The following is a 22088-nucleotide window of genomic DNA, read 5'->3' on the forward strand; positions in this document are numbered from 1 at the left end:
CGTCACAAAAGCCTTCACCACGCCTCAATAATCGAGGCCGATATCCCCTTTCGCAGTGCAGGAGCAGGCCAGAGCAACGCCGCTCTCCAGATCCTGAGCACTCAGGGTCATCACGCTCTGGCGCTCGATGTCACCTGTGGTGGTGCAACGACAGCTGCCACATACCCCGGCGCGACAAGCCGCCATCATGGTTTCGCCCGCCGCTTCCAGCGCCGCCAACAGGGTCTGACCCGGCAGGATTTTCACTTTCTTGCCGCTCTTTTTCAGGGTCAGCCAGAAGTGGTCGCTGGTGGTAACGGCGGGCTCTGTGGGAGGAAGTCCAAAGGACTCCTGATGCAGTTGCTCCGGCGGCAATCCCAGCTCTGCCAGCATGGCGCTGACCGCCGCCATATAGGGGGCCGGGCCGCAGAGATAGACATGGCGTTCGCGCAGATCTGGAGCCAGTTCGGCCAGCATGGCGGGGGTGAGTCGGCCAATCCAAGGGTGATCTGCTGGGGCATCTTCCAGAATCAGGGCATGGCGTATACCGGCATGGGCCTCAGCCACTGCAGCCAAGTCATCTGCGAAGATCACATCTGCTGGCGAGCGGGCGCTATGGATAAAGCGGATATCGGCATCCGGCCGTTTGGCGAGCTCGTCCCGCAGCATGGCCCACATGGGGGTGATGCCGGAACCGGCACTGAGCAGCAGCGGCCGCTCGCAAGGGAGGTTGGTCAGGTTGAACTCGCCGAACGGGCCATCGGCCCGGATCTTGTCTCCCACCTGCAAGGTCTGGTGCAGATGGCGGGAGACCCGTCCCACATCCTTGATGGTCACCTGCCAGCACGCATCCTGCGGGCTGGAGGAGAGGGTATAGGCGCGGCACTCCGGCTGGCCGTCGATCTCGGTATGCAGGGTGATGCACTGGCCAGCCAGTACGGGAGGGAGGCTGCCAGAAAGCGGCACCAGCTGCCAGCTCACTACGTCGCGGGTGTTCTGTTGGCGGCCAATGCAGGTGAGCGTGAGAGAGGTCATCACAAGGCTCCTTATGTTTGAAACGGTTTGAAAAACATCTGATGAAAAAGCCGGATCCAGAAAAAAGGCGAGCCGGGCGGCTCGCCAAACGCTTACAACATGAGGTGCCGATCAGGCCGCCAGGATCTCGGCCAAGTCAGCCTCGGCCGTGGTGGTCCCTTTCAGGCCAAACTGCTCCTCCAGCACCTTGAGCAGGGCCGGGGTGAGGAAGGCGGGGGCGGTCGGCCCGGTACGAATGTCTTTCACCCCAAGGGAGAGCAGGGTGAGCAGAATGACGATGGCTTTCTGCTCGAACCAGGAAAGCACCAGCGTCAGCGGCAGATCGTTGACCCCGCACTCGAACGCTTCGGAGAGCGCCAGCGCCAGCTGAATGGCAGAGTAGGCATCGTTGCACTGGCCCACGTCCAGCAGGCGCGGAATACCGCCGATGTCGCCAAAGTCGAGCTTGTTGAACTTGTACTTGCCGCAGCCCAGGGTGAGCAGCAGGCTGTCGCGCGGCGCTGCCTTGGCAAACTCGGTGAAGTAGGCTCGCTCGGCCTTGTCGCCGTCACAGCCACCCACCAGGAAGAAGTGGCTGATCTCCCCGGCTTTTACCTTCTCAATCACCGCGGGTGCGGCCTGCATCAGGGCGTTGCGGGCAAAGCCGATGGTGATGAAGTGCTCGAGCTCGGTGTGTTTGAAGCCATCGAGTGCCAGAGCCTTGGCGATCACGGCGGAGAAATCATCCCCTTCCAGATGAGTGACGCCCGGCCAGCCGACGATGGAGCGGGTGAAGATGCGGTCCGAGTAGTTGCCCACATTCGGGTCGATGATGCAGTTGGAGGTCATCACCACGGCGCCCGGGAAGTTGGCAAACTCCTTCTGCTGGTTTTGCCAAGCGGAGCCGTAGTTGCCCACCAGATGGGGGTACTGCTTGAAGAAGGGGTAGGCCAGCGCGGGCAGCATCTCGCCGTGGGTGTAGACATGGATGCCGGTCCCCTTGGTCTGCTCCAGAATGAGCTTGAGATCCATCATGTCGTGGCCGGAGACCAGAATGCACTTGCCGGGGATGGGGGTGACGCGTACCTGGGTCGGTTCCGGATGACCGAAGGCGCTGGTTTCACCCAAATCCAGCATCTCCATGATTTTGAAGTTGAGCTGACCGATCTCCATGGCGCAGTTGAACAGCCGACCCATTTCGCTCGGATCTGTGCTGAGCCAGCTCATGATGCGATGGAATTCGGCAGCCACCTCGTCACTCTGCTGATCCAGCACCCGGGCGTGCTCCATATATGCGGCCGCGCCCTTGAGGCCGTAAAGGCAGAGTAGGCGCAGCCCCATGATGTCCTCGTTCACCTCGCTCTTGCCCCGATTGGGGGCGGCTGGTGCGGCATGGGCAAGTTGTTCCAGCAGCTCGGCACCTGGCTCGAAGTAAGCGGAGTGTGGCAAGTCGTTGACCTGCACCGCCATCCCGGCCAGTTGCTCGGCCAACTGCTGGCGATAAGCGATGGCCTGATTGACGTAAGCCACAATACGGGCGGAGTCGAAGTTGACGTTGGTGAGGGTAGCGAAGAAGGCCTTGGGCACGAAGGCATCGATCTCGCGATCTATGATGCCCTGCTCGCGGGCGGCCAGCGCCCAGGCGCTGAGCCCCTGCAGGGTGTAGATCAGCACATCCTGCAGATCCGAGGTTTCCGCCGTCTTGCCGCACATACCTTGTGCGTAGGCACAGCCGTTGCCAGCCGGGGTACGAATTGTCTGTTCACATTGCACACAAAACATCATGCCTCTCCTAATTGGACATTTCAGTTGTCTGTTTTGTGGCGATTCTATTCCTCTCGCGAAAAACTTAATAGGCATTCAATTTGCCAATTAAGATTCCCTTGATGCAGATCAAAAACAAAAAAAGCCGCCCAAACAGGACGGCAAGCGGGTGGATAAAAGGAGAGACAACTCAGGTTTGCAACAGAACATAACAATCAGATGGATTGGGCCGTGGTCTGGTCAGGAGCTTCCGGCCCGGTACTTACTCAAGCCAGCATACGTACGCTGTAGTCGGCTTGGTTCACTATCAGGCCAGATAAGCGCGCAGCATCCAGACCAGTTTTTCCTGCTGCTGCACATAGTCGGAGAGGATGGAGGCAGTGCCCTCATCACCGGCTTCGGCGGCCTGACCCAGAATACGGCGCTGGGCGACCAGCAGTTCGCGGAAGCTCTCCAGCAGAGATTCGACACAGGCGCGGCCATCGTGCAGCCCTTTTTGCTCTGGGATGGCAGAGACTTTCAGGTAGTCGCTGAAGCTGTGCATGGGCACGCCATCCAGGGTCAGGATCCGCTCGGCCAGAGCATCGACTTTCAGCAGCAGGTCGTTGTAAATCTCTTCAAATTTCAGGTGCAGTTCGAAGAACTGGTTGCCACGGATATTCCAGTGGAAGCCGCGCACGTTCATGTAGAGGATCTGGTAGCTGGCCAGCAATTTGTTCAACTCGGCTGCCAGGGCTTGTGATTGAGCAGTATCAAGACCAATCGGGCTTTTCATCATTCACCTCCAGATTTGGAAATCGGTTTTAAATTCTCTTTCGGAACGCACTCAGAGTAACGCCTTGCAAAATGCAGGGACAATTGCTTGTGCCTAACTGTTTGATAGCTAACGGCTATCAAACAGTACGCAGCAACGGGGGCAATGGATGAGGATTAGGGGAAGTATTTTTCGAGCAGCGCCATCAGGATGGCCTGACACTCGCGGTCTGGTTTGCTATCGACCTTGCTGGCGCGAAAGTGGAGTTGAAAGGCGCCCATGACGGCGCGGCTCTGCTCATCCCACTGGCCGGTTTGGGACAGGCCGTAGCCATAGCGGGCCAGCTGCTGCTGCCACATGGCCGCATCCCAATCGGGCAAGGGACTGGCCAGTAGCTCGGCCACCCGACCTTCATCTGGCCAGGCGCCGACCCCGTACGTCAGATAGAGCTGGCGCCAGGGGAAGTGTGGGCCGGGATCCTGCTTGCGCTCGGGGGCGACATCGCTGTGGCCCAGCACCTGGGTCGGTGGAATCTGGTAGCGGGCGACCAGCTCCCGGCTGAGGGCGCCGACGGCGGCAATCTGCTGCGGGGTATAGGGTTGCCAGCGGCGGGCATCGGGGGCCAGCGGCTCATCTTCTGGTGGATAGCCAAGGTTGACGATCTCGATACCAAGGGAGCTGGCATTGAGCCCGGCATATTGGTGCCAGCGGCTGCGTCCCGCATGCCAGGCGCGCGCGCTGTCCGGCACCAGCTGATAGACCGGTAGCGGGGTCTCGTGGCTGTCGCGGGGGATCAGGTAGTGGGCGCTCACCTTGTGCTCCGGCTCGGTCAGCAGGCGCAGGGAGTTGGCATCATCTTCGTCGGTGTAGTGGAGGATCAGAAAGGCGATCCGCTCGTTCTGGTTGGCGCTCTGATAGCGGGTAGATAGCTGGTACTCGGATGGTGTGCAGGCGCCCAGCAGCAGAATCAGTGGCAGACAGAAGAGGGGAAGAAGACAGCGCCAGCGCCATCCCCCTGCCACAGTCAGTCTGCTGAGCGTGGGAGGAGTGAGTCGCTGGCACATGTCGAAGGCCCGGTCTGGTCAGTCGCGCGGCTGGTTAGCCGCGGTATTTGGCTGTGAGACCGATCAGGAAGTTACGCAGGATCTGATCCCCGCAATCCTGATAGTGCTTGTGATCCTTGGAGCGGAACAGGGCGCTGAGCTCGGACTTGGAGAGGTTGAAGTCGGCGAGCTTGAGGGTGCCGAGCATATCCTCTTCCTTGAAGTTGAGACCGATGCGCAGCTTGCGCAGGATCATGTTGTTGTTGATCCGGTTCGGGATCACCTGGGCCGGTGCATCTTCCCGCACGCCGCGGCGGGCGATGATGAAACCGTCGAGGAACTGGCTCAGGGCCGAGTCGGGACAGGCGACATAGCCTGCCTCTTGCTCTTCACCTTCCGCCGCCTCTTTCATCAACCAGCTGTGCAGCTGGGCGTGAGTGACCGTCAGGTTGCCCTTGGCAAACATCTCGACCATCTGGTCGTTGCTGATGGTGAGGGCGTAGCGCAGACGGCGCAGAATATCGTTGTTGGTCATGCTGACTCCTGTGTAAACGGCGCAACTTTACCATCTGGCGGCCCTCGCGTCAGAAAAAGCGGGGCCGCTACAGTTCAGGTCAAGCCCATCAAGCCTTGCCGAGATAGCGGGGCGCCTCCTGGCGCACCAGTTCCAGCGCATCTTGCAGCTCCAGCAGCTCGGGTTCCAGCTCGCTCACCGGCACGCCGTCACGCAGCTGTTGCTCCAGCTGGGAGAGCAGCCGTTGCAGTCCCGGCACCCCGGAATAGGCACAGCCGCCGTTGAGGCGATGGAGCTGGGCCAGCACCTCGCTATCTTCAATTTCGCCAGCCAGCGCGCTATCCAGCACTGGTTCCACTTCGTCGAAACTGGTCAGCAGCATGGTCAGCATCTCTCTGGCGAGATGCTCTTTCCCCGCCGCCTGCCGCACCGCCAGTGCCCAGTCGATCTGTTGGGCACCATTATTCTGGTGGCGGCGATGGGCAAAGTCGGTGATGAGCTGGGCCAGCATGCTCTCGTCGATGGGCTTGGCCAGATAGTCGTCCATCCCCTGCCGGATCAGCCGCTCCCGTTCTCCGGGGATGGCGTGGGCGGTCACCGCCACGATCGGGGTGGTGGTGTTGAGGGACTGGTTGCGGATAGCCTGGGTGGCACTGATGCCATCCATGATCGGCATCTGGATATCCATGAAGATGATGTCGAACGGCTGGCTCTGGGCCTGCTTGACCGCTTCCTTGCCGTTTTTGCACACCACCACCTGACTCACCATCTCCTTGAGCATGGCGGCGATCAGCTTGAGGTTGGCGGCGTTGTCATCCACCGCCAGCACCTTGATTGGCTGCAACTGGCGCGGAGCAGGCTGGGCGGGCAGTTTCTGGCGGCTCGATTCCGGCGAGAGCAGGGCGTGCAGCAGCTTGCGGTGGTTGACCGGTTTGGAGAGACAGTGCTGGGCGCCATGGGCCAGCATAGCTTCATAGAGCGCTGGCTCGTGGCTGCTGAGCAGCACTATGGTGTTCTGCTGCTGGCCGTTCAGTCTGTCGAGACGGCCGAGCACCTGCTGCGGCGTATGCAGGGTGCTGCTGCCGATGATCACCATCTCCTGCTCGCTCATCTCGGGCCAGGGATCATCGCTGGTCAGTGGGTGCACATCGAGGTGCCACTCCGCCAGCAGGGCGAGCAGGGAGGCTTGCGCGAAGGGATCCGGTTCCAGCAGCCAGAGCCGTTTGCCACGGATCCGATCCAGCGGCAGTTGATCGGTCTGGGGCAGGGGGGAGACCTCCACATCCAGACTGAACGAGAAGATGGAGCCCTTGCCGAGCTCCGATTCGAAACGGATCTGGCCGCCCATCTGCTGCACCAGCTTCTGGGTGATGACGAGGCCCAGGCCCGTGCCGCCATAACGGCGGGAGATGGAGGAGTCGGCCTGATTGAAGGCCTGGAACAGCTGATGTTGCTGCTCTTGGGAGATGCCGATGCCGGTATCACGGATCTGGACGTTGAGCCTCACCTTGTGGTTGCCACTGCCGGTCTGCTCGATATGGACATCCACGTTGCCCTGCTCGGTGAACTTGATGGCGTTGCCGGTGAGGTTGGTCAGCACCTGTTGCAGACGCATGGGGTCGCCGGTGAGGTAATCCGGCACATCGGCATCCACCCGCAGGGAGAGCTCCAGCTGCTTGTCGTGGGCGCTGGGGCCGAGCAGGTGCATGGTCTCGTTGAGAGTGTCGCGCAGGCTGAACGGGATATGCTCCAGCTGCAGCTTGCCCGCTTCCAGCTTCGAGAAGTCGAGGATGTCGTTGATGATGCCAAGCAGGTTGCGCGCCGATTTCTCGATGGTCTGCATGTAGTCGGTTTGGCTCGGGGTCAGGCTGGTTTTCAGCAGCTGGCGGGTAAAACCGATGACCCCGTTGAGCGGTGTACGAAGCTCGTGGGACATGTTGGCCAGAAACTCCGACTTGACCCGCGCCGCCTCCTGCGCCCGTTTCTTGGCCATGTCGAGTTCGACGTTCTGGATCTCGATCTGCTCCAAGGTTTCACGCAGGTCAGAGGTGGCCTGATCGATATTCTGCTGCATCTCTTCGTGATATTCGGAAAGCGCCTTGGCCATGGCGTTGATGCCGTTTTTCAGCATATCCAACTCGCCGGTGAGCTGGCCGCTGACCCGGGTATCGAGCCGCCCCTCCCTGATCTTGTGCACCGCCTGCACCATGTTGGTGATGGGCTGGGTCACGCTCTTGACCAGACGGAAGCCAAACAGGGTACTGAAGGCCACCCCGATGAGCACCATGATCACCGCAAAGAAGGTGTCGCGGTACTGCAGCAACATGGCCCTATCGGTCGCCATCTGCATCGAGATGTAGCCGATCATCGGCGGCTCTACATCGCTGGGTAGCGGGAAGCCATCCAGACTGGTTTCAGCCTGGATCGGGGTGCGCAAAATGATGTCGTCCCCCTGAAACGTCACGCTGGTCAAATCCGGAATGGGTTCGCCATCGGGCAGCCTGAGCCGGGTGAAATCCCGGTGGTAGTTCGAGGTGACGAACAGCTGGTTGTCCTGGGTGAAAACCGCGATGGACTTGATGAAGGGGGAGTTCTTGCGATGGGTCAGGCCAATGAGCCGCTTGAGGGATTCGCGACTGTGCTGGGTCATCCCGTATTCACTGGCGATCGCCAGCGGTTCGATGATGTTGATCCCCTGATCAATGAGGTTGTTTTCCAGCTGCTGGTAGCGGTGGAAGGTGAAGTAACCGGCCATCAGGCCACCGATGATCAGGGTCGGCAGGATGGTAAAGGCGAGAACGCGTGCTCTCAGGCCATATTTGGTCATACGAACAGGCCACCAGTGAACAGGGTTGGCGATAGGGTTGATGGCAATACACGGGCTCTGTGGCCGTATTTGGTCATACTATTATTCTTGTGGGACAATACCCGGCAGCAGATTCCACAATCATGACATAGCCACCTATAGGCACCAAGTTTTATGGCCCAGTTTTTCAAGCCCCAAAAGAAGTCCACCCAGCTCCAACGCATTGAATTTACGATAGACACCCTCGATCACCACTGCGTCGGTATCGGTCGCCATCAGGGCAAGGCGATCTTCGTCGAAGGGGCGCTGCCCGGCGAGACCGTCAAGGCACGCATCACCGAAGAGAAAAAGCAGTATGGTCACGCCGCCTTGCAACAGGTGGTGACCCCGGTGGCCAATCGTATCGCTCCCTTTTGCGGCCACTATCGCGAGTGCGGCGGTTGCAGTGCCCAGCACATGTCGGTTGCCGATCAGCAAGCCGCCAAGGCCGCGGGACTGGTCAGCCTGTTCGAGCGGTTGGGCAACATCAAGGCGCCGGCGCTGGAGCCGGTACTGACCGGTGAAGATCGTGCCTATCGCCGGGTCTGTCGTCTGGCCATCAAATTTGACAAGAACGGTCGCTGCACCCGGGTCGGTTTCCGCCGCCGCAACAGCAACGATCTGGTGGAGATCGAAGGGTGCCCTGTGCTGGCCGAACCGCTCTCTGCGCTGATTGCCCCGCTGCGTGAGTGCCTCAATCGCTTGAAGAGCCAGCGCGAGCTGGGCCATGCGGAGCTTATCCAGGCGGAGCAGGGGATCATGATGCTGCTGCGTCACACCGGCCGCCCTAATGAGGCGGATCGTGCCCTGCTGGTGGAGTTTGCAAAAGTGCAGGGGATCGACCTCTATCTGCAGGCGGCCGATGATCGCATCGAAGCGCTGCAGCAACAATTTTCCCCATCCTATTCGCTGGATGGCCTGTCTCTTGCATTTGCCCCCGGTGATTTCATTCAGGTCAACGGTCCCATCAACCAGAGCATGGTGGAGCAGGCGCTGACATGGCTCGGGGCGAGCAAGGATGACAAGGTGCTCGATCTCTTCTGCGGTATCGGCAACTTCACCCTGCCGCTGGCCCGTCAGGCTCGCGAAGTGGTGGGTGTGGAAGGTGAACTGGCCATGGTGCAGCGGGCCGAAGAGAACGCCCGTCGCAACGGCATCAGCAATGCCCGTTTCTACAAGGCCGACCTGAGCGATGACATCGTCGGCATGTCTTGGGCGCGGGAAGGGTTTGATCTGGTGCTGCTGGATCCGGCTCGTCCCGGCGCGCTGGAAGTGATGGGACACGTCGTGAAACTTTCCCCCAAGCGGGTGGTCTACGTCTCCTGTAACCCGGTCACCCTGGCGCGGGACAGTCAGGTACTGGTGAAAGGGGGTTACCGTCTGGTGCGCCTCGGCATGCTCGATATGTTCCCTCACACCGGTCATCTGGAGTCCATGGCGCTGTTTGAACGGGAGTAAATGACTCATCAGTTCGGCGATACCGGATAGGTCATCCGGCATGTTCGTTACTCTTTGAGCAGGTGTGTATATGAAGTCATCCTGCTCATCGGTACGGCGATGCGGATGTGCAATCCGGCATGTCTGCGGCTGTTTGAGCTGGTGTGATTGGGGTAATCTAGACCCTCGTCGTTCGGCAGGGCCTGTTGGCGCGCTCTATTGTCTTTCTGGACAATATGCCTTGAAAAGTGCGCTGGATATCCCCATTTGAGGCAATCTCATGAGGGGAGAAAGTGACAGCTTTCGGCCCGATAATTTAAAGGATTGATACCATGGTTGCGGTTCGCGATATTCATTTGAAAGACAACTTCACCCTGGAAGAGTGGGTCAGCTCGCTCTCCTTGAGTGACAGTGAAAAGGATCAGCTGCGAACCGTCTACCAGTATTGTCTGACGCTCGGTGACGAAGCGCTGACCAGCAAGCTGCTGGTGCGTGGCATCGAAATGGTGGGCATCCTGCAGATGCTCAGCATGGATATCGGCACTCTCAAAGCGGCCATCATCTACCCCTTCGTCGAAGCCGGTCTCATCAGCCAGGAGCGGATGGACGAGGACTTCGGCTCCAAGATCGCCAAGCTGGTGGAAGGGGTGCTGGAGATGGAGGCCATCCGCTCCCTGCAGACCCTCCATCGCAGCGAAACCTCGCCGGAGCAGGTCGACAATGTGCGTCGCATGTTGCTCGCCATGGTCGAGGATGTGCGCGCTGTGGTGATCAAGCTGGCGGAGCGGATCGCCTGCCTGCGGGAAGCGAAGACGGCAGATGAAGAGACCCGGGTGCTGATGGCCCAGGAGATCACCAACATCTATGCGCCGCTCGCCAACCGTCTCGGCATTGGCCAGCTCAAGTGGGAGCTGGAAGATCTCGCCTTCCGTTACCTGCACCCGGATACCTACAAACAGATCGCCAAGCAGCTCGACGAGAAGCGGCTCGACCGCGAGCGCTACATCCGCGAGTTTGTGCAATCCCTGCGTAATGGGTTGAAAGAGGCGGGAGTTGACGCCGAGGTGTACGGCCGACCGAAACACATCTACAGCATCTGGCGCAAGATGCAGAAGAAGCACCTCGAATTCAACGAGTTGTTCGACGTGCGCGCGGTGCGGGTAGTGACCAAGCGGCTGCAGGATTGCTATGCGGCGCTCGGCATCGTCCATACCCAGTTCCACCACATTCCTCGCGAGTTTGACGACTATGTCGCCAACCCCAAACCCAACGGCTACCAGTCAATTCACACCGTAGTGGTGGGGCCTGAGGGCAAGACGGTCGAGATCCAGATCCGTACCGACCAGATGCATCAGGATGCCGAGCTCGGCGTCGCGGCGCACTGGCGCTACAAGGAAGGGGCACAGGCTGGCGGCAAGGCCAACACCTTCGAAGACAAGATCGAGTGGCTGCGCAAGCTGCTCGCCTGGCAGGAGGATCTCTCCGAGAGCGGCTCCCTGCTGGAAGACCTGCGCAGTCAGGTGTTCGAGGACCGGGTCTACGTCTTCACCCCGAAAGGGGATGTCATCGACCTGCCGGCAGGCGCCACCCCGCTCGATTTTGCCTATCACGTCCACAGCATGATCGGTCACCGCTGCATCGGCGCCAAGATTGACGGCCGCATCGTGCCGTTTACCTACGCGCTGCAGACCGGCGATCAGGTGGAGGTGATCACCCAGAAAGAGCCGAACCCGAGCCGCGACTGGATGAACCCCAACGCCGGCTTCCTGCGCTCCAGCCGGGCGCGGGCCAAGGTGGCGACCTGGTTCAGAAAACTGGATCGGGACAAGAATATCGTGGCCGGTCGTGAGTTGTTCGAGAAGGAGCTGGATCGCCACAATCTCAGCATGTCCAAGATCGACAAGGGCAACATGCTGCGCCGCTTCAATCTGGAGAGCACCGACGATCTGCTGGCCGGTATCGGCAGCGGCGACATCCGCATCAACCAGGTGCTCAACTATCTCGACACCTGCTACAACAAGCCGACGGCGGAAGAGGAAGATCGCCGCCTGTTGGAGAAGCTGGAGCAGAAGGCCAATGCGCCGATGCGCCACAAGCCCAAAGACCACATAGTGGTGGAAGGGGTCGGCAACCTGATGACCCATATTGCCCGCTGCTGCCAACCTATTCCGGGGGACTCCATTCAGGGCTTTATTACCATGGGGCGCGGCGTATCCATTCACCGGGAAGATTGCGAGCAGTTGAAAGAGTTGTCACGGCGCAACCCCGAGCGGCTGATCGATGCGGTGTGGGGGGAGAACTACTCCGGCGGCTATGGCCTCACCATCCGGATCATCTCCAACGATCGCTCCGGCCTGCTGCGCGATATCACCACCGTGCTGGCCAACGAGAAGATCAATGTGATGGGGGTGCGCTCGCGCTCCAACGTGCGCGAGCAGACCGCCGAGATCGACATGGAGCTGGAGATTTACAACATCAACGCTTTCAACCGGGCGTTGGCCAAGCTCAGTCAGCTCAACGATGTGATCAGCGCCAAGCGGCTTTGATATCGAACCGACCGGCCCCAGTGGCCGGTCTGCATTTACGACCCTTTTTGAACGAATAGAAAGCGAACATCCCATGTCCCAACGTTACGATCTGCCCCAACTGCTCGACATCATGGCTCGTTTGCGTGACCCGCAAAACGGCTGCCCCTGGGATCTGAAACAGGACTTCCAGAGCATAGTGCCGCACACCCTGGAAGAGGCCTACGAGGTGGCCGACGCCATCGAGACCGAAGATTGGCAGGGGCTGAAAGGGGAGCTGGGCGACCTGCTGTTTCAGGTGGTGTTTTACGCCCAGCTGGGTAAGGAGCGTGGGCTGTTTGACTTCGCCGATATCGTCGATACGGTAAGTGAAAAGCTCATTCGCCGTCACCCCCACGTTTTTTCCGATGCAGACCTTGGCGACGAGAAAGCGGTAAAAGCGAACTGGGAAGCGGAAAAGGCCAAAGAGCGGGCGGCCCTCGACAAAGAGAGCGTGCTGGACGACATCCCGCAGGCGTTGCCTGCCCTGACCCGCGCCGCCAAGATTCAGAAACGCTGCGCCACCGTCGGTTTTGACTGGAAGACGCTGGGGCCTGTGGTGGACAAGATCCACGAAGAGATCGACGAGGTGATGGAAGAGGCATTGATGGCCGATGTGGACGAGGCGCGGGTGAGCGACGAGCTCGGCGACCTGCTGTTTGCCACCGTCAATCTGGTGCGTCATCTGGGCAAGGATCCGGAGCAGGTGCTGCGCGGCGCCAACGCCAAGTTCGAACGTCGTTTTCGTCAGGTTGAGCAGATAATCGCCGCAGAAGGCTTGAAAATGACCGATTGCACCCTCGAAAAGCTCGATGCTGCCTGGGATAAGGCGAAGGAAACCGAGCAAAGTTGATTTGGCGCAAGATGGGGGGGCGGTGAGCCTGATAGATTTTTGCTCATTGTTTGGGAGAGGGGTTTTTGGTATACTGTTTCCCCGTCCTGCTTCATCCCCGAAGCACCCCTTAAAATTCCCTAAACTTCTTTCAGGTTCAGCATGACGACCAAATATATTTTTGTTACTGGTGGCGTTGTTTCATCCCTCGGCAAAGGCATTGCCGCAGCTTCTCTGGCAGCCATTCTGGAAGCCCGTGGTCTGGATGTGACCATCATGAAACTGGACCCGTACATCAACGTGGATCCGGGCACCATGAGCCCGACCCAGCATGGTGAAGTGTTCGTAACCGAGGACGGGGCCGAAACCGATCTGGATTTGGGCCACTACGAGCGTTTCATCCGCACCAAGATGACCCGTCGCAACAACTTTACCACCGGCCGTATCTACGCCGACGTACTGCGTAAAGAGCGTCGTGGTGACTATCTGGGCGCCACCATTCAGGTTATCCCGCACATCACCAACGCCATCAAGGAGCGGGTGATTGCCGGTGCCGAAGGCCATCAGGTTGCCATCGTCGAAGTGGGCGGTACCGTAGGTGACATCGAGTCCCTGCCGTTCCTCGAAGCCATTCGTCAGCTGGCTGCCGAAGTGGGCCGCAACAATGCCATGTTCATGCACCTGACGCTGGTTCCTTACCTGGCTGCTGCCGGTGAAGTGAAGACCAAGCCGACCCAGCACTCCGTCAAAGAGCTGCTCTCCATCGGTATCCAGCCGGATGTGCTGATCTGCCGCTCCGACCGTGCCATTCCGGCCAACGAGCGCGCCAAGATTGCCCTGTTCTGCAACGTGCCCGAGCGCGCCGTTATCTCCATGAAAGACGTCGACTCCATCTACAAGATCCCGGCACTGCTGAAATCCCAGAATCTGGACTCCTACTTCACCGAGCGTTTCGGTCTGGAGTGCAAAGAAGCTGATTTGTCCGAGTGGGAACAGGTTATCTACGAAGAGGCTAACCCGACTGGTGAAGTGACCATCGGTATGGTCGGCAAGTACGTCTCCCTGCCGGACGCTTACAAGTCCGTAAACGAGGCGCTCAAGCACGGTGGTCTCAAGACCCGTCACTCCGTCAACATCAAGTACATCGACTCTCAGGATATCGAGACCCGTGGCGCCGAGCTGCTGGAAGGTCTGGACGCGATCCTGGTGCCGGGTGGCTTCGGTGAGCGCGGTGTGGAAGGCAAAATTCTGGCTGCCCAGTATGCCCGCGAGAACAAGATCCCCTACCTGGGTATCTGCCTCGGCATGCAGGTTGCCATGATCGAATTCGCTCGCAACGTGGCGGGCATGGAAGGGGCTCACTCCTCCGAATTCAAGAAAGATTGCGCGTATCCGGTCGTCGGCCTCATCACCGAGTGGGTGGATGAAGAAGGTAACGTCGAGACCCGTACCGAGAAGTCTGATCTGGGCGGTACCATGCGTCTGGGTTCCCAGCTCTGCCACCTGGTCGAAGATTCCAAGGTGCGTCAGATGTACGGTAGCCCGACCATTTACGAGCGTCACCGTCACCGTTACGAAGTAAACAACAAGCTGCTGCCGCAGATTGAAGCGGCAGGTCTGAAAGTGACCGGTCTCTCCGCCGACAAGAAGTTGGTGGAAATCATCGAGATCCCGGATCACCCCTGGTTCGTGGCTGCGCAGTTCCACCCGGAGTTCACCTCTACTCCTCGTGATGGCCACGCTCTGTTCGCCGGTTTTGTGAAGGCGGCAGGCGAGTATCAGAAGCGTAATTTGAAGTAATTGAAAATAAATGCGGTTGGGGCACTGTGCCACAGCCGCTTTTTTTGGCATATTTTTGTTGTTTTTTTACGAAACCTGAGGAAATACACATGTCCAAGATCGTTAAAGTGATCGGTCGTGAAATCATCGACTCCCGTGGTAACCCGACCGTTGAGGCCGAAGTTCACCTGGAAGGTGGTTTTGTTGGTATGGCAGCCGCTCCGTCTGGCGCGTCCACCGGTTCCCGCGAAGCGCTGGAACTGCGTGACGGCGACAAGAGCCGTTTCCTGGGTAAAGGCGTGCTGAAAGCCATCGAAGCTGTAAACGGCCCGATCGCTCAAGCTCTGCTGGGTAAAGATGCCAAGGACCAGGCCACTGTCGACCAGATCATGATCGACCTCGACGGTACCGAGAACAAATCCAAGTTCGGCGCCAACGCCATCCTGGCTGTTTCCCTGGCTAACGCCAAAGCTGCCGCTGCTGCCAAAGGCATGCCGCTGTACGCCCACATCGCCGAGCTGAACGGCACCCCGGGTGTTTACTCCATGCCGCTGCCGATGATGAACATCATCAACGGTGGTGAGCACGCCGACAACAACGTCGACATCCAGGAGTTCATGATCCAGCCGGTTGGCGCCAAGACCCTGAAAGAAGCCGTTCGCATGGGCGCAGAAGTGTTCCACAACCTGGCCAAAGTGCTGAAGTCCAAGGGCTACAACACTGCAGTTGGTGACGAAGGTGGTTTCGCTCCGAACCTGAAATCCAACGCCGAAGCGCTGGAAGTTATCGCTGAAGCCGTTGCCGCTGCCGGTTACAAACTGGGCACCGACATCACCCTGGCTATGGACTGCGCTGCTTCCGAGTTCTACGACGCAGAGAAGAAAGAGTACAACCTGAAAGGCGAAGGTCGTGTCTTCACCTCCAACGGTTTCTCCGACTTCCTGGCTGACCTGACCACCAAGTTCCCGATCGTCTCCATCGAAGATGGCCTGGACGAATCTGACTGGGAAGGTTTCGCCTACCAGACTGCTGAACTGGGCAAGAAAATCCAGATCGTGGGTGACGACCTGTTCGTAACCAACACCAAGATCCTGAAGCGCGGTATCGACAACGGCATCGCCAACTCCATCCTGATCAAGTTCAACCAGATCGGTTCCCTGACCGAAACTCTGGCTGCCATCAAGATGGCCAAAGACGCTGGCTACACTGCCGTCATCTCCCACCGCTCCGGTGAGACCGAAGACGCTACCATCGCCGACCTGGCTGTTGGTACCGCTGCTGGCCAGATCAAGACCGGTTCCATGAGCCGTTCTGACCGTGTTGCCAAGTACAACCAGCTGATCCGTATCGAAGAAGCTCTGGGTGCCAAAGCTCCTTTCCGCGGTCTGAAAGAAGTTAAAAACCAGGCTTAATTTGCTGGTTTGCCAGCCTCGGCTGGAATGAAAAAAACCGGAACCCTTGGGTTCCGGTTTTTTTATGCCTGAGCCTTGCCACAATGGCCTGAGAGGCGAGGGCGTTGTGCCTCTGGTATCGGGTCAGACAAAGGGGAGCGTGCGCTGATAGCGCCCTGCATGCGCCTTGAAGCCCAGTTTTTCAAACAGGGCGATAGAGCGGACGTTATCTGCATCGATATCTGCGGTGAGGCAGGTGACTCCCAGTGTGCTGGCGTGGGCGAACAGCAATCCCAGCGCTTCTGACATAAACCCTCTGCGCCAATAGGCCGCATTGAGCAGGCAACCTACCTCGCAGCTGTGGCCCGCCTCGCTGAAACTGTGCATGCCGCAGGTGCCGATCACCTTGTTGCCCTCCCGCTCGACAATCGCCCACTCCAGCGACTCCCCCATTTGCTCCAGCCGCACCACGCTCGCCATCAACTGCGCCACCATGGCGGGAGAGGTAAAACAGGGATCAGAGGCAAACTCCATGGTCAGCGGATTGCCATAAATCTCGAACAGATCGGCAGCATCCTGCGGGCCAATGGTGCGCAGTACAATCCGAGTGCCGGTTAAGTCAGGCTTCATAAATCTCCTTTGGATGTTTTACGCCAGCAAAGCTACAGGTGGATAAAGAGACCGTATAAAAGTCGGTCTCAAAGACAACTGGTACTATCAAGAAATATTGTCTTCGCGAATGTCCGATTACGCTTCGCTAATCGAACCTATGGGCTGTATATTTTAATTTAGAATGGATAAACATCTATTCAATACTTGTTTGTTATCTATGATAATTAGCTTTAGTTTTTTTCGAGTTCTGGTTATATTCTGGAATAACATTTTCACGGTGTCGTAGTAGGTGTTTGAATTGTATAGGAGTCGACCTGTTTTATGGTAATAAAAATGCTTATCTATAACAACCGCAACATTATCAAACTCTTGACCAATTACTTTGTGTGATGTTTTGCTTTCTATGTGAGAATATGATTCATGATGTTCTCGCTTATATTGAGATGGGGTCAACCTCAGAACCTCCCATCCATCATCACTTATGAGTGAAATGTAGTCCCTGACATTTTCCAAATCAGTAAAATAATCAAAGCTTATATTTTCACAACTTGATAGAACAACATCATTTCTCAGGTTGTTGAATAATAGTTTAATAAAGTTTGCGATCTCTTTGTTTGTTCTGATTTTATCTGATAGAGCATATTTAACTATGCCTCTGATAGAGTTTATTCTGCTATCAATATCTGAATTGGTTTCGGATGCAGATAAAGTCTGTTGTTTATCATACGAAAAGACACATTGAAAATTACTAGTTTCGGCATCGTCGAGTATTTTATTAAATTGGGATATATATATCCGTTGTGTTTCATCTATTAGAACTAGATCTAAACTACTTAAATCATGATTTTTCAATTCCTTTATGGCTATAATATTCCATCCTTTTGCTCTTAATCGAACATGTCCATCGTTTAATTGCCCACAATGTACTATTAACGTGCGTTTTTTCTTCCTGATGGTTTTTATAATATCATATGTTAATAGCGTTTTTCCTGTGCCTGGCCCACCAGTAATAGCCATGAATTTTGCTGTATTACTTTCTATTGCATCAATAATTTTATCTTTGATTGCCTCCTGCTGACTCGTCAAAAAGTATTGATTGTTTATAAATTTATCTGTGGAGTTGAATGGTGACACCAGATATTCTGATGGATTGAATAAAGTATCAGGATTGTCTAGATTCATCAGGTTTTGCTGGGTTAACAACTTAACTAGATGCGTTAACTCAACAGTTTCTATTTCACCGCCAGAATTTAACTTGTAAAGGGTCTTTGTTTGGGAAATAAAACAAAAGTTATGTATGACTTTATTTATGTGACCAAGATAGTAATTGTTCCTTTGAAGTTGTCGTTTTATTTTATCTGCTGTGCTTATTTTTTTGATCTCAACATTAATTATATAGTTGCTTCCAAACCTTAATAAGTCAAATTCTTTGCTGATGTGTTGTATTTTATATCCTATGTAGAAGCTATTAAATATGCTCACAAATGGAAGGCTTTCATACATTTCAGTTGCTAATGTTTTTAGGTCGTCAACCTCATTTCTTTTTATATCAATGTTATAGTTTTTTATAAAACTATTGTATTCATCAGAAGAAAGGGATGAGTGGGCCTGTATAAGAGATAAGATATTTATACTTTTCATTTATTAAGCTCTATGGTACCTAAAATTATGTTTTTAACTTTTAGTTTTTAGCTAATGCGGTGATTTTCCGAGGCTAATTTCTTGGTGCCGTGGGTGATTGGTTTTTAATATAACCTAAAGTGTCATTATGTAATTAATTAGTTTATTGTGGCTCCATTTTAATGGAGTATCGATACGTAATATCCCTGTGAGAGAATATTGCGTTTAAACATCGTAATTGCTACCGCCCCTGAATTTCAGCCTCCAGTCTGCTGATTTTAACCAACGAGGTGTGGCTGGCATGGCTCATGGGAGACTCCGACGAGGCAAGTGTTGCCAAATGGCAATATTAACCATGGTGCTGTGGAGAGAAAGCTCAATATTGAGATTTTCTGTGCAAGATCAATAAATTAATCAAATGTCGCCTACGATTGATGACGCGCCGACATAGCGTGAACAACCATTCTTGAGCTAACCCCATAGAATATTCATGGTCATATCCGGCTTGAACCAGCATAAAACTCTTTGTTATTGTCCGCATCCCCCGCTGAAATAGCTTATTTATCTATAAATCAACAAGATAGCATTATGCGGTGGCGTCGCGGGGGCATATGCTATCGGGAAGGAGAGTTATGAAGTCGCAGTTCAAAGTGGCGCTGGCCATGTTGGCCCTGTTCGTCGTCCAAGGCTGCACAGCCCCGGATTCATCCGCCAAACGCAATGCCCCCGGCCCAGTGCTGACAGTGCATTACGAAAGTGCCCCCCTGATCCCCGTCACCATCGCCGGTGAGCAGTACCAGTTTTTGCTCGATACCGGGGCCAGTATCACCTTTATCGATCGTCGTCTGGCCAGCCGCTTCAAGGCGCTGACCTTAAGCGAATTGCCCAGGGCCTATCAGGCTGATTTTGCCACTGTGAACAGCGTTTCGAGTCAACTGGGCAGCGAGCAGCTTGGCTTTGTTGAGCCGCAACCCTTCTCGCTGGGGTCGGTCACCATTGATGACAGCGATCTGTGGGCAACTATTGATTTCGATCTCATCTCCCAGTCTCTTGGCAGTCGTGTCGATGGCATCCTCGGGATCGACACCATCCGCCGTTTCAGCTGGGTGTTTGATCGCGACAGGCATCAGCTCACGGCTTCGCTGACGGCTCCGTCGGCAGCCACGTTCGAGCGTTGCATCGGCTATGAAGACAGCTACAACCGCTCCCCGGCAGTCTATCTGACCCACGGCGAGAGCAGCGTGCGCATGTATCTGGATACCGGGGCCGATCAGAGCTATGCCGACCATGCCTTTATCGACTTTATGGCGAGCCAGAAGGCGATCTCTGGCGAAGATGCGATGCCACGCAAAGGGGTGGACGCCAGCGGTATGGTGGAGGGGCGTGAACATATCCTCACCGGCCTGCACTTTGATGAGCGCCAGCTCGGTGAGCTGCGCGTGTCGGAAAACAGCAATGAGCAGTATGGTCTGGGGCTGGATTTTGTTAACCGCTTCAATCGCTTTGCGATCATGCCCGGGCGGATGATGCTCTGCTACGACGCTGACAGCCTGGCGCGCAAAGTGCCGCCAGTCCTGCGCAATATCGGGGTGCGCTTTGATGGCGAGCATCTGCAGGTCTACTACAGCGACGAACGGGATCTTGCCCCCTATGGTCTGGCCAACGGTGACATTCTGGAACAGATCAACGGGGTGGCTTATCGTCCCCTCGAGATCGACAAGGTGCGTGAACTGCTCAGCACTAGCAAGCCGGGGTCACTCAAGTTGCGAATTGTGCGGGAAGGAAAACCGCTGGATATCGCTATCTAGTCAAGGTGGGGCGGCAAGACGAGCCGCCCCTATGAGCCTCAGCCCTTGGTCGGATTTTCCATGCAGGTGAGGGTTGGCTGGCCGTAACGCTCCAGCGTGGCGTCGTCCCCCTTGGTGAAGAAGGTGAGGTTTTGCCCTTCATAACGGGCGCCGCTGGCGCTGGGGGCTTCATAGGCGAGCACTTGTTGCTGCTTGTCGCCCTCGCTCAGGTTGATCACCGCGGCGGGCAGCTTGGCATCGTTATAGAAGTAGGTGGAGAGAGTGACGCTCTTGCCGCACTGGTAGTTGACCGGTGCCGGCACCATCAGCTGGCCGCCGCTGATCTGCAGTTCGGTGATCCGCAGCAGGTAGTTATCCTCCACACACTGGCGCAGATCCTGCCCCTTCCAGCAATCGTTACGCCCCTTGATCCAGCCGCGCTGCATGGCGCGCTCGGTCTTGAGCTGTTCGGGAGAGAGCGCAGCAATCGCCTTGGGGTAGAGGGCCGCCAGTTCGTTATCAAGGGCGGCCAGTCCGGCATCCTTGCAGATCAGGGTTTCGACCGACCCAGAGGCTTTGGTGCAGTCAAAGGAGGGGGTTGCGGCGCTGGCGAGCAGAGGGGCAAACAGCAGGGTGGCAAGCAAGGTCTTGTTCATCGATAGATTCCAGCAATGAGGAGGGCATATCTGCCTACTACAGCACACTCTACAGGGCAATGCAGCAGTGGAGCCGAGCGCACTTGCACTGCTGAATGGCTGCCAAGCGGGAAAACCCGACACTCCTGGCCGGAATGTCGGTTTTTTTGTGGCCGCGATAAAGGGGGAGGCGGGTTGCCCGGTTGATCAAGCCAGCGCCAGTTGCTGACTGCGGGCGCGCCACAGCCGCTCGTGGAAGAAGAACACCACGGTGTTGATGGCCGGTTCGATCATCGCCATCACACCACCGGTGAGCAGCTCGCCGCTCAGCAGGAAGGCCACCCCGAAGGCCACCGAGAAGTGGACCACCGCGAAGCTGCTGGTCTTGGCCTGCAGGCTGTGATTTGGCTTGAGCTTGTGCCAGCCAAGGTCATGAAAGTAGAAGGCGACCGTGTTGACGGCAGGCTCGATCAGGGCGATCAGGCTGGCGGTCAGCAGCTCACCGGTCAGCAGGTAGGCCACGGTAAAGGCGACACCGAAGTGCAGGATGGCAAAGCTGATGGTCTTTTTCATGATGGCGGCTCCCTCTGTTGATGATGAGAGTATCCGCCGAAATGAGATTAAATGAAAACTATTCTCATCTATTGCCAAAATAGAGAGAACCTATCAAAGGAAAAGTGCCTCCGCATTGCCGTGAGGCAGGCTCACGGTGTGCCAGCATTTCGGGCAGGCCGGATAAAAACAGGAAGGCCCGTGACGGGGCGTCGCTTTTCTGTCTACCGGGGCACAGGGTCGCTATTACTACTCTGAGACCTTGTTGAGCCACTCGACCCTGTACAGAAGACCTTGGACACCCATCTTTTGGGTTCGGGCTATGCTACGCCTTGCTCAAAAAGGTGGGTGTCCCAGATTTTTTTTAGGCGAATTCTGAAAACCTAAACCTATCTCTTGCTCTTAGCTTTCTTAAATGAACAGCTTCTACATAGTTCCGAATTGGCTCCCATTCTATATTACCCAGAACATTAGCGCGGGGTATTCTAACGGAAATAGTCTGATTCTCTTCATTTGGTGCAGGAACTTCGCTTAGTAATTGCCAATATGCTTGATTTTCTGAAGCCACATATTTAACCAACATAACTACTTGAAGTTTATCCCACAGCATATTGTAGGTTGATACATTTAAGGTAATCCTTTCAAATTCACCATCAACTGTTGCATTGGATTCTTGTGACGACTTTAATTGAATTAATAATTCACGGCCTGTCGCATTATTACCGTCAAAAATATCCACAATCAAATCTACACCATAATCTGGATCCGGCTTATGTGCAGTCCAAGTTTGGGGCAAGTTTTGCCTAAAAAATAATTCTGAAATACCTTCCAAGCGATGATTATCATCTCTTTGTGGTAATTGCATAATTTAACTCCGAAAACTAATGATTATCTTATTCGCCTAACGTCCGCTTAGGGGCAGACAACGCTACTACCAAGTTTCCGCATAACACCGTAACCACATAA

Annotated in this window: 17 protein-coding genes; 6 read left to right on the forward strand and 11 right to left on the reverse strand. The window is 56.0% G+C overall.

The genetic code is table 11. The annotated features are described in order from the left end of the window. Positions 1-24: 24 nt before the first annotated feature. The 6 genes from AB5Z09_RS05075 to barA all read right to left on the reverse strand — a co-directional run bounded on the left by AB5Z09_RS05075 (position 25) and on the right by barA (position 7895). A complete protein-coding gene (locus tag AB5Z09_RS05075; RefSeq protein WP_368194770.1) occupies positions 25-1014 on the reverse strand; it encodes an FAD-binding oxidoreductase in 990 nt (329 codons plus the stop codon). A 111-nt stretch (positions 1015-1125) separates the two neighbouring features. Next, positions 1126-2775 (reverse strand): hydroxylamine reductase, encoded by a 1650-nt coding sequence (hcp, locus tag AB5Z09_RS05080; protein ID WP_368194794.1) that lies wholly within the window; start codon positions 2773-2775, stop codon positions 1126-1128. Between the two features lie 289 nt (positions 2776-3064). Beyond that, a complete protein-coding gene (locus AB5Z09_RS05085) occupies positions 3065-3532 on the reverse strand; it encodes a Dps family protein (RefSeq protein ID WP_021229540.1) in 468 nt (155 codons plus the stop codon). Positions 3533-3687: 155 nt separating this feature from the next. Beyond that, positions 3688-4575, reverse strand: coding sequence for an N-acetylmuramoyl-L-alanine amidase (locus AB5Z09_RS05090; RefSeq protein ID WP_368194771.1), 888 nt, complete (start codon positions 4573-4575; stop codon positions 3688-3690). Positions 4576-4609: 34 nt separating this feature from the next. Next, positions 4610-5089 carry a DUF1456 family protein gene (locus AB5Z09_RS05095; protein WP_005335594.1) on the reverse strand — a complete coding sequence of 160 codons (480 nt, stop codon included), beginning with the start codon at positions 5087-5089 and terminating at the stop codon, positions 4610-4612. Positions 5090-5177: 88 nt separating this feature from the next. Continuing rightward, positions 5178-7895 (reverse strand): two-component sensor histidine kinase BarA, encoded by a 2718-nt coding sequence (gene barA / locus AB5Z09_RS05100; RefSeq protein ID WP_368194772.1) that lies wholly within the window; start codon positions 7893-7895, stop codon positions 5178-5180. 153 nt (positions 7896-8048) lie between these two features. Here barA and rlmD point away from each other — a divergent pair, with 153 nt between their 5' ends. The 5 genes from rlmD (at position 8049) to eno (ending at position 15937) form a co-directional block, all read left to right on the forward strand. After that, complete coding sequence (rlmD, locus tag AB5Z09_RS05105; RefSeq protein ID WP_368194773.1) at positions 8049-9371, forward strand: 23S rRNA (uracil(1939)-C(5))-methyltransferase RlmD; 1323 nt, start codon at positions 8049-8051, stop codon at positions 9369-9371. Between the two features lie 311 nt (positions 9372-9682). Further along, a complete protein-coding gene (gene relA / locus AB5Z09_RS05110) occupies positions 9683-11896 on the forward strand; it encodes a GTP diphosphokinase (protein ID WP_005335588.1) in 2214 nt (737 codons plus the stop codon). A 73-nt stretch (positions 11897-11969) separates the two neighbouring features. Then, entirely contained in the window at positions 11970-12767 is a 798-nt protein-coding gene (mazG, locus tag AB5Z09_RS05115) for a nucleoside triphosphate pyrophosphohydrolase (RefSeq protein ID WP_107682713.1), read from the forward strand. A gap of 141 nt (positions 12768-12908) precedes the next feature. Beyond that, entirely contained in the window at positions 12909-14546 is a 1638-nt protein-coding gene (gene pyrG / locus AB5Z09_RS05120) for a glutamine hydrolyzing CTP synthase (protein ID WP_005335584.1), read from the forward strand. 89 nt (positions 14547-14635) lie between these two features. Beyond that, positions 14636-15937 carry a phosphopyruvate hydratase gene (eno, locus tag AB5Z09_RS05125; RefSeq protein ID WP_005335583.1) on the forward strand — a complete coding sequence of 434 codons (1302 nt, stop codon included), beginning with the start codon at positions 14636-14638 and terminating at the stop codon, positions 15935-15937. Between the two features lie 123 nt (positions 15938-16060). On the opposite strand, the gene AB5Z09_RS05130 is transcribed toward eno, so the two are convergent. Both AB5Z09_RS05130 and AB5Z09_RS05135 read right to left on the reverse strand, forming a co-directional pair. Continuing rightward, complete coding sequence (locus AB5Z09_RS05130; RefSeq protein WP_368194774.1) at positions 16061-16546, reverse strand: GNAT family N-acetyltransferase; 486 nt, start codon at positions 16544-16546, stop codon at positions 16061-16063. A gap of 153 nt (positions 16547-16699) precedes the next feature. Further along, positions 16700-18169 carry a DNA/RNA helicase domain-containing protein gene (locus tag AB5Z09_RS05135; RefSeq protein ID WP_319919641.1) on the reverse strand — a complete coding sequence of 490 codons (1470 nt, stop codon included), beginning with the start codon at positions 18167-18169 and terminating at the stop codon, positions 16700-16702. 611 nt (positions 18170-18780) lie between these two features. Between AB5Z09_RS05135 and AB5Z09_RS05140 the strand changes: the two genes are divergently transcribed. Further along, positions 18781-19956 (forward strand): aspartyl protease family protein, encoded by a 1176-nt coding sequence (locus AB5Z09_RS05140; RefSeq protein ID WP_368194775.1) that lies wholly within the window; start codon positions 18781-18783, stop codon positions 19954-19956. 38 nt (positions 19957-19994) lie between these two features. On the opposite strand, the gene AB5Z09_RS05145 is transcribed toward AB5Z09_RS05140, so the two are convergent. The 3 genes from AB5Z09_RS05145 to AB5Z09_RS05155 all read right to left on the reverse strand — a co-directional run bounded on the left by AB5Z09_RS05145 (position 19995) and on the right by AB5Z09_RS05155 (position 21987). Next, a complete protein-coding gene (locus AB5Z09_RS05145; protein WP_047439463.1) occupies positions 19995-20591 on the reverse strand; it encodes an MliC family protein in 597 nt (198 codons plus the stop codon). Positions 20592-20777: 186 nt separating this feature from the next. After that, complete coding sequence (locus tag AB5Z09_RS05150; protein WP_042084552.1) at positions 20778-21143, reverse strand: DUF2061 domain-containing protein; 366 nt, start codon at positions 21141-21143, stop codon at positions 20778-20780. Between the two features lie 343 nt (positions 21144-21486). After that, positions 21487-21987 (reverse strand): DUF4365 domain-containing protein, encoded by a 501-nt coding sequence (locus AB5Z09_RS05155; protein WP_368194776.1) that lies wholly within the window; start codon positions 21985-21987, stop codon positions 21487-21489. Positions 21988-22088 lie beyond the last annotated feature (101 nt).

Origin of the sequence: Aeromonas sp. R2-2 (genome assembly GCF_040908355.1) — a bacterium.
Classification (GTDB): domain Bacteria; phylum Pseudomonadota; class Gammaproteobacteria; order Enterobacterales; family Aeromonadaceae; genus Aeromonas; species Aeromonas veronii.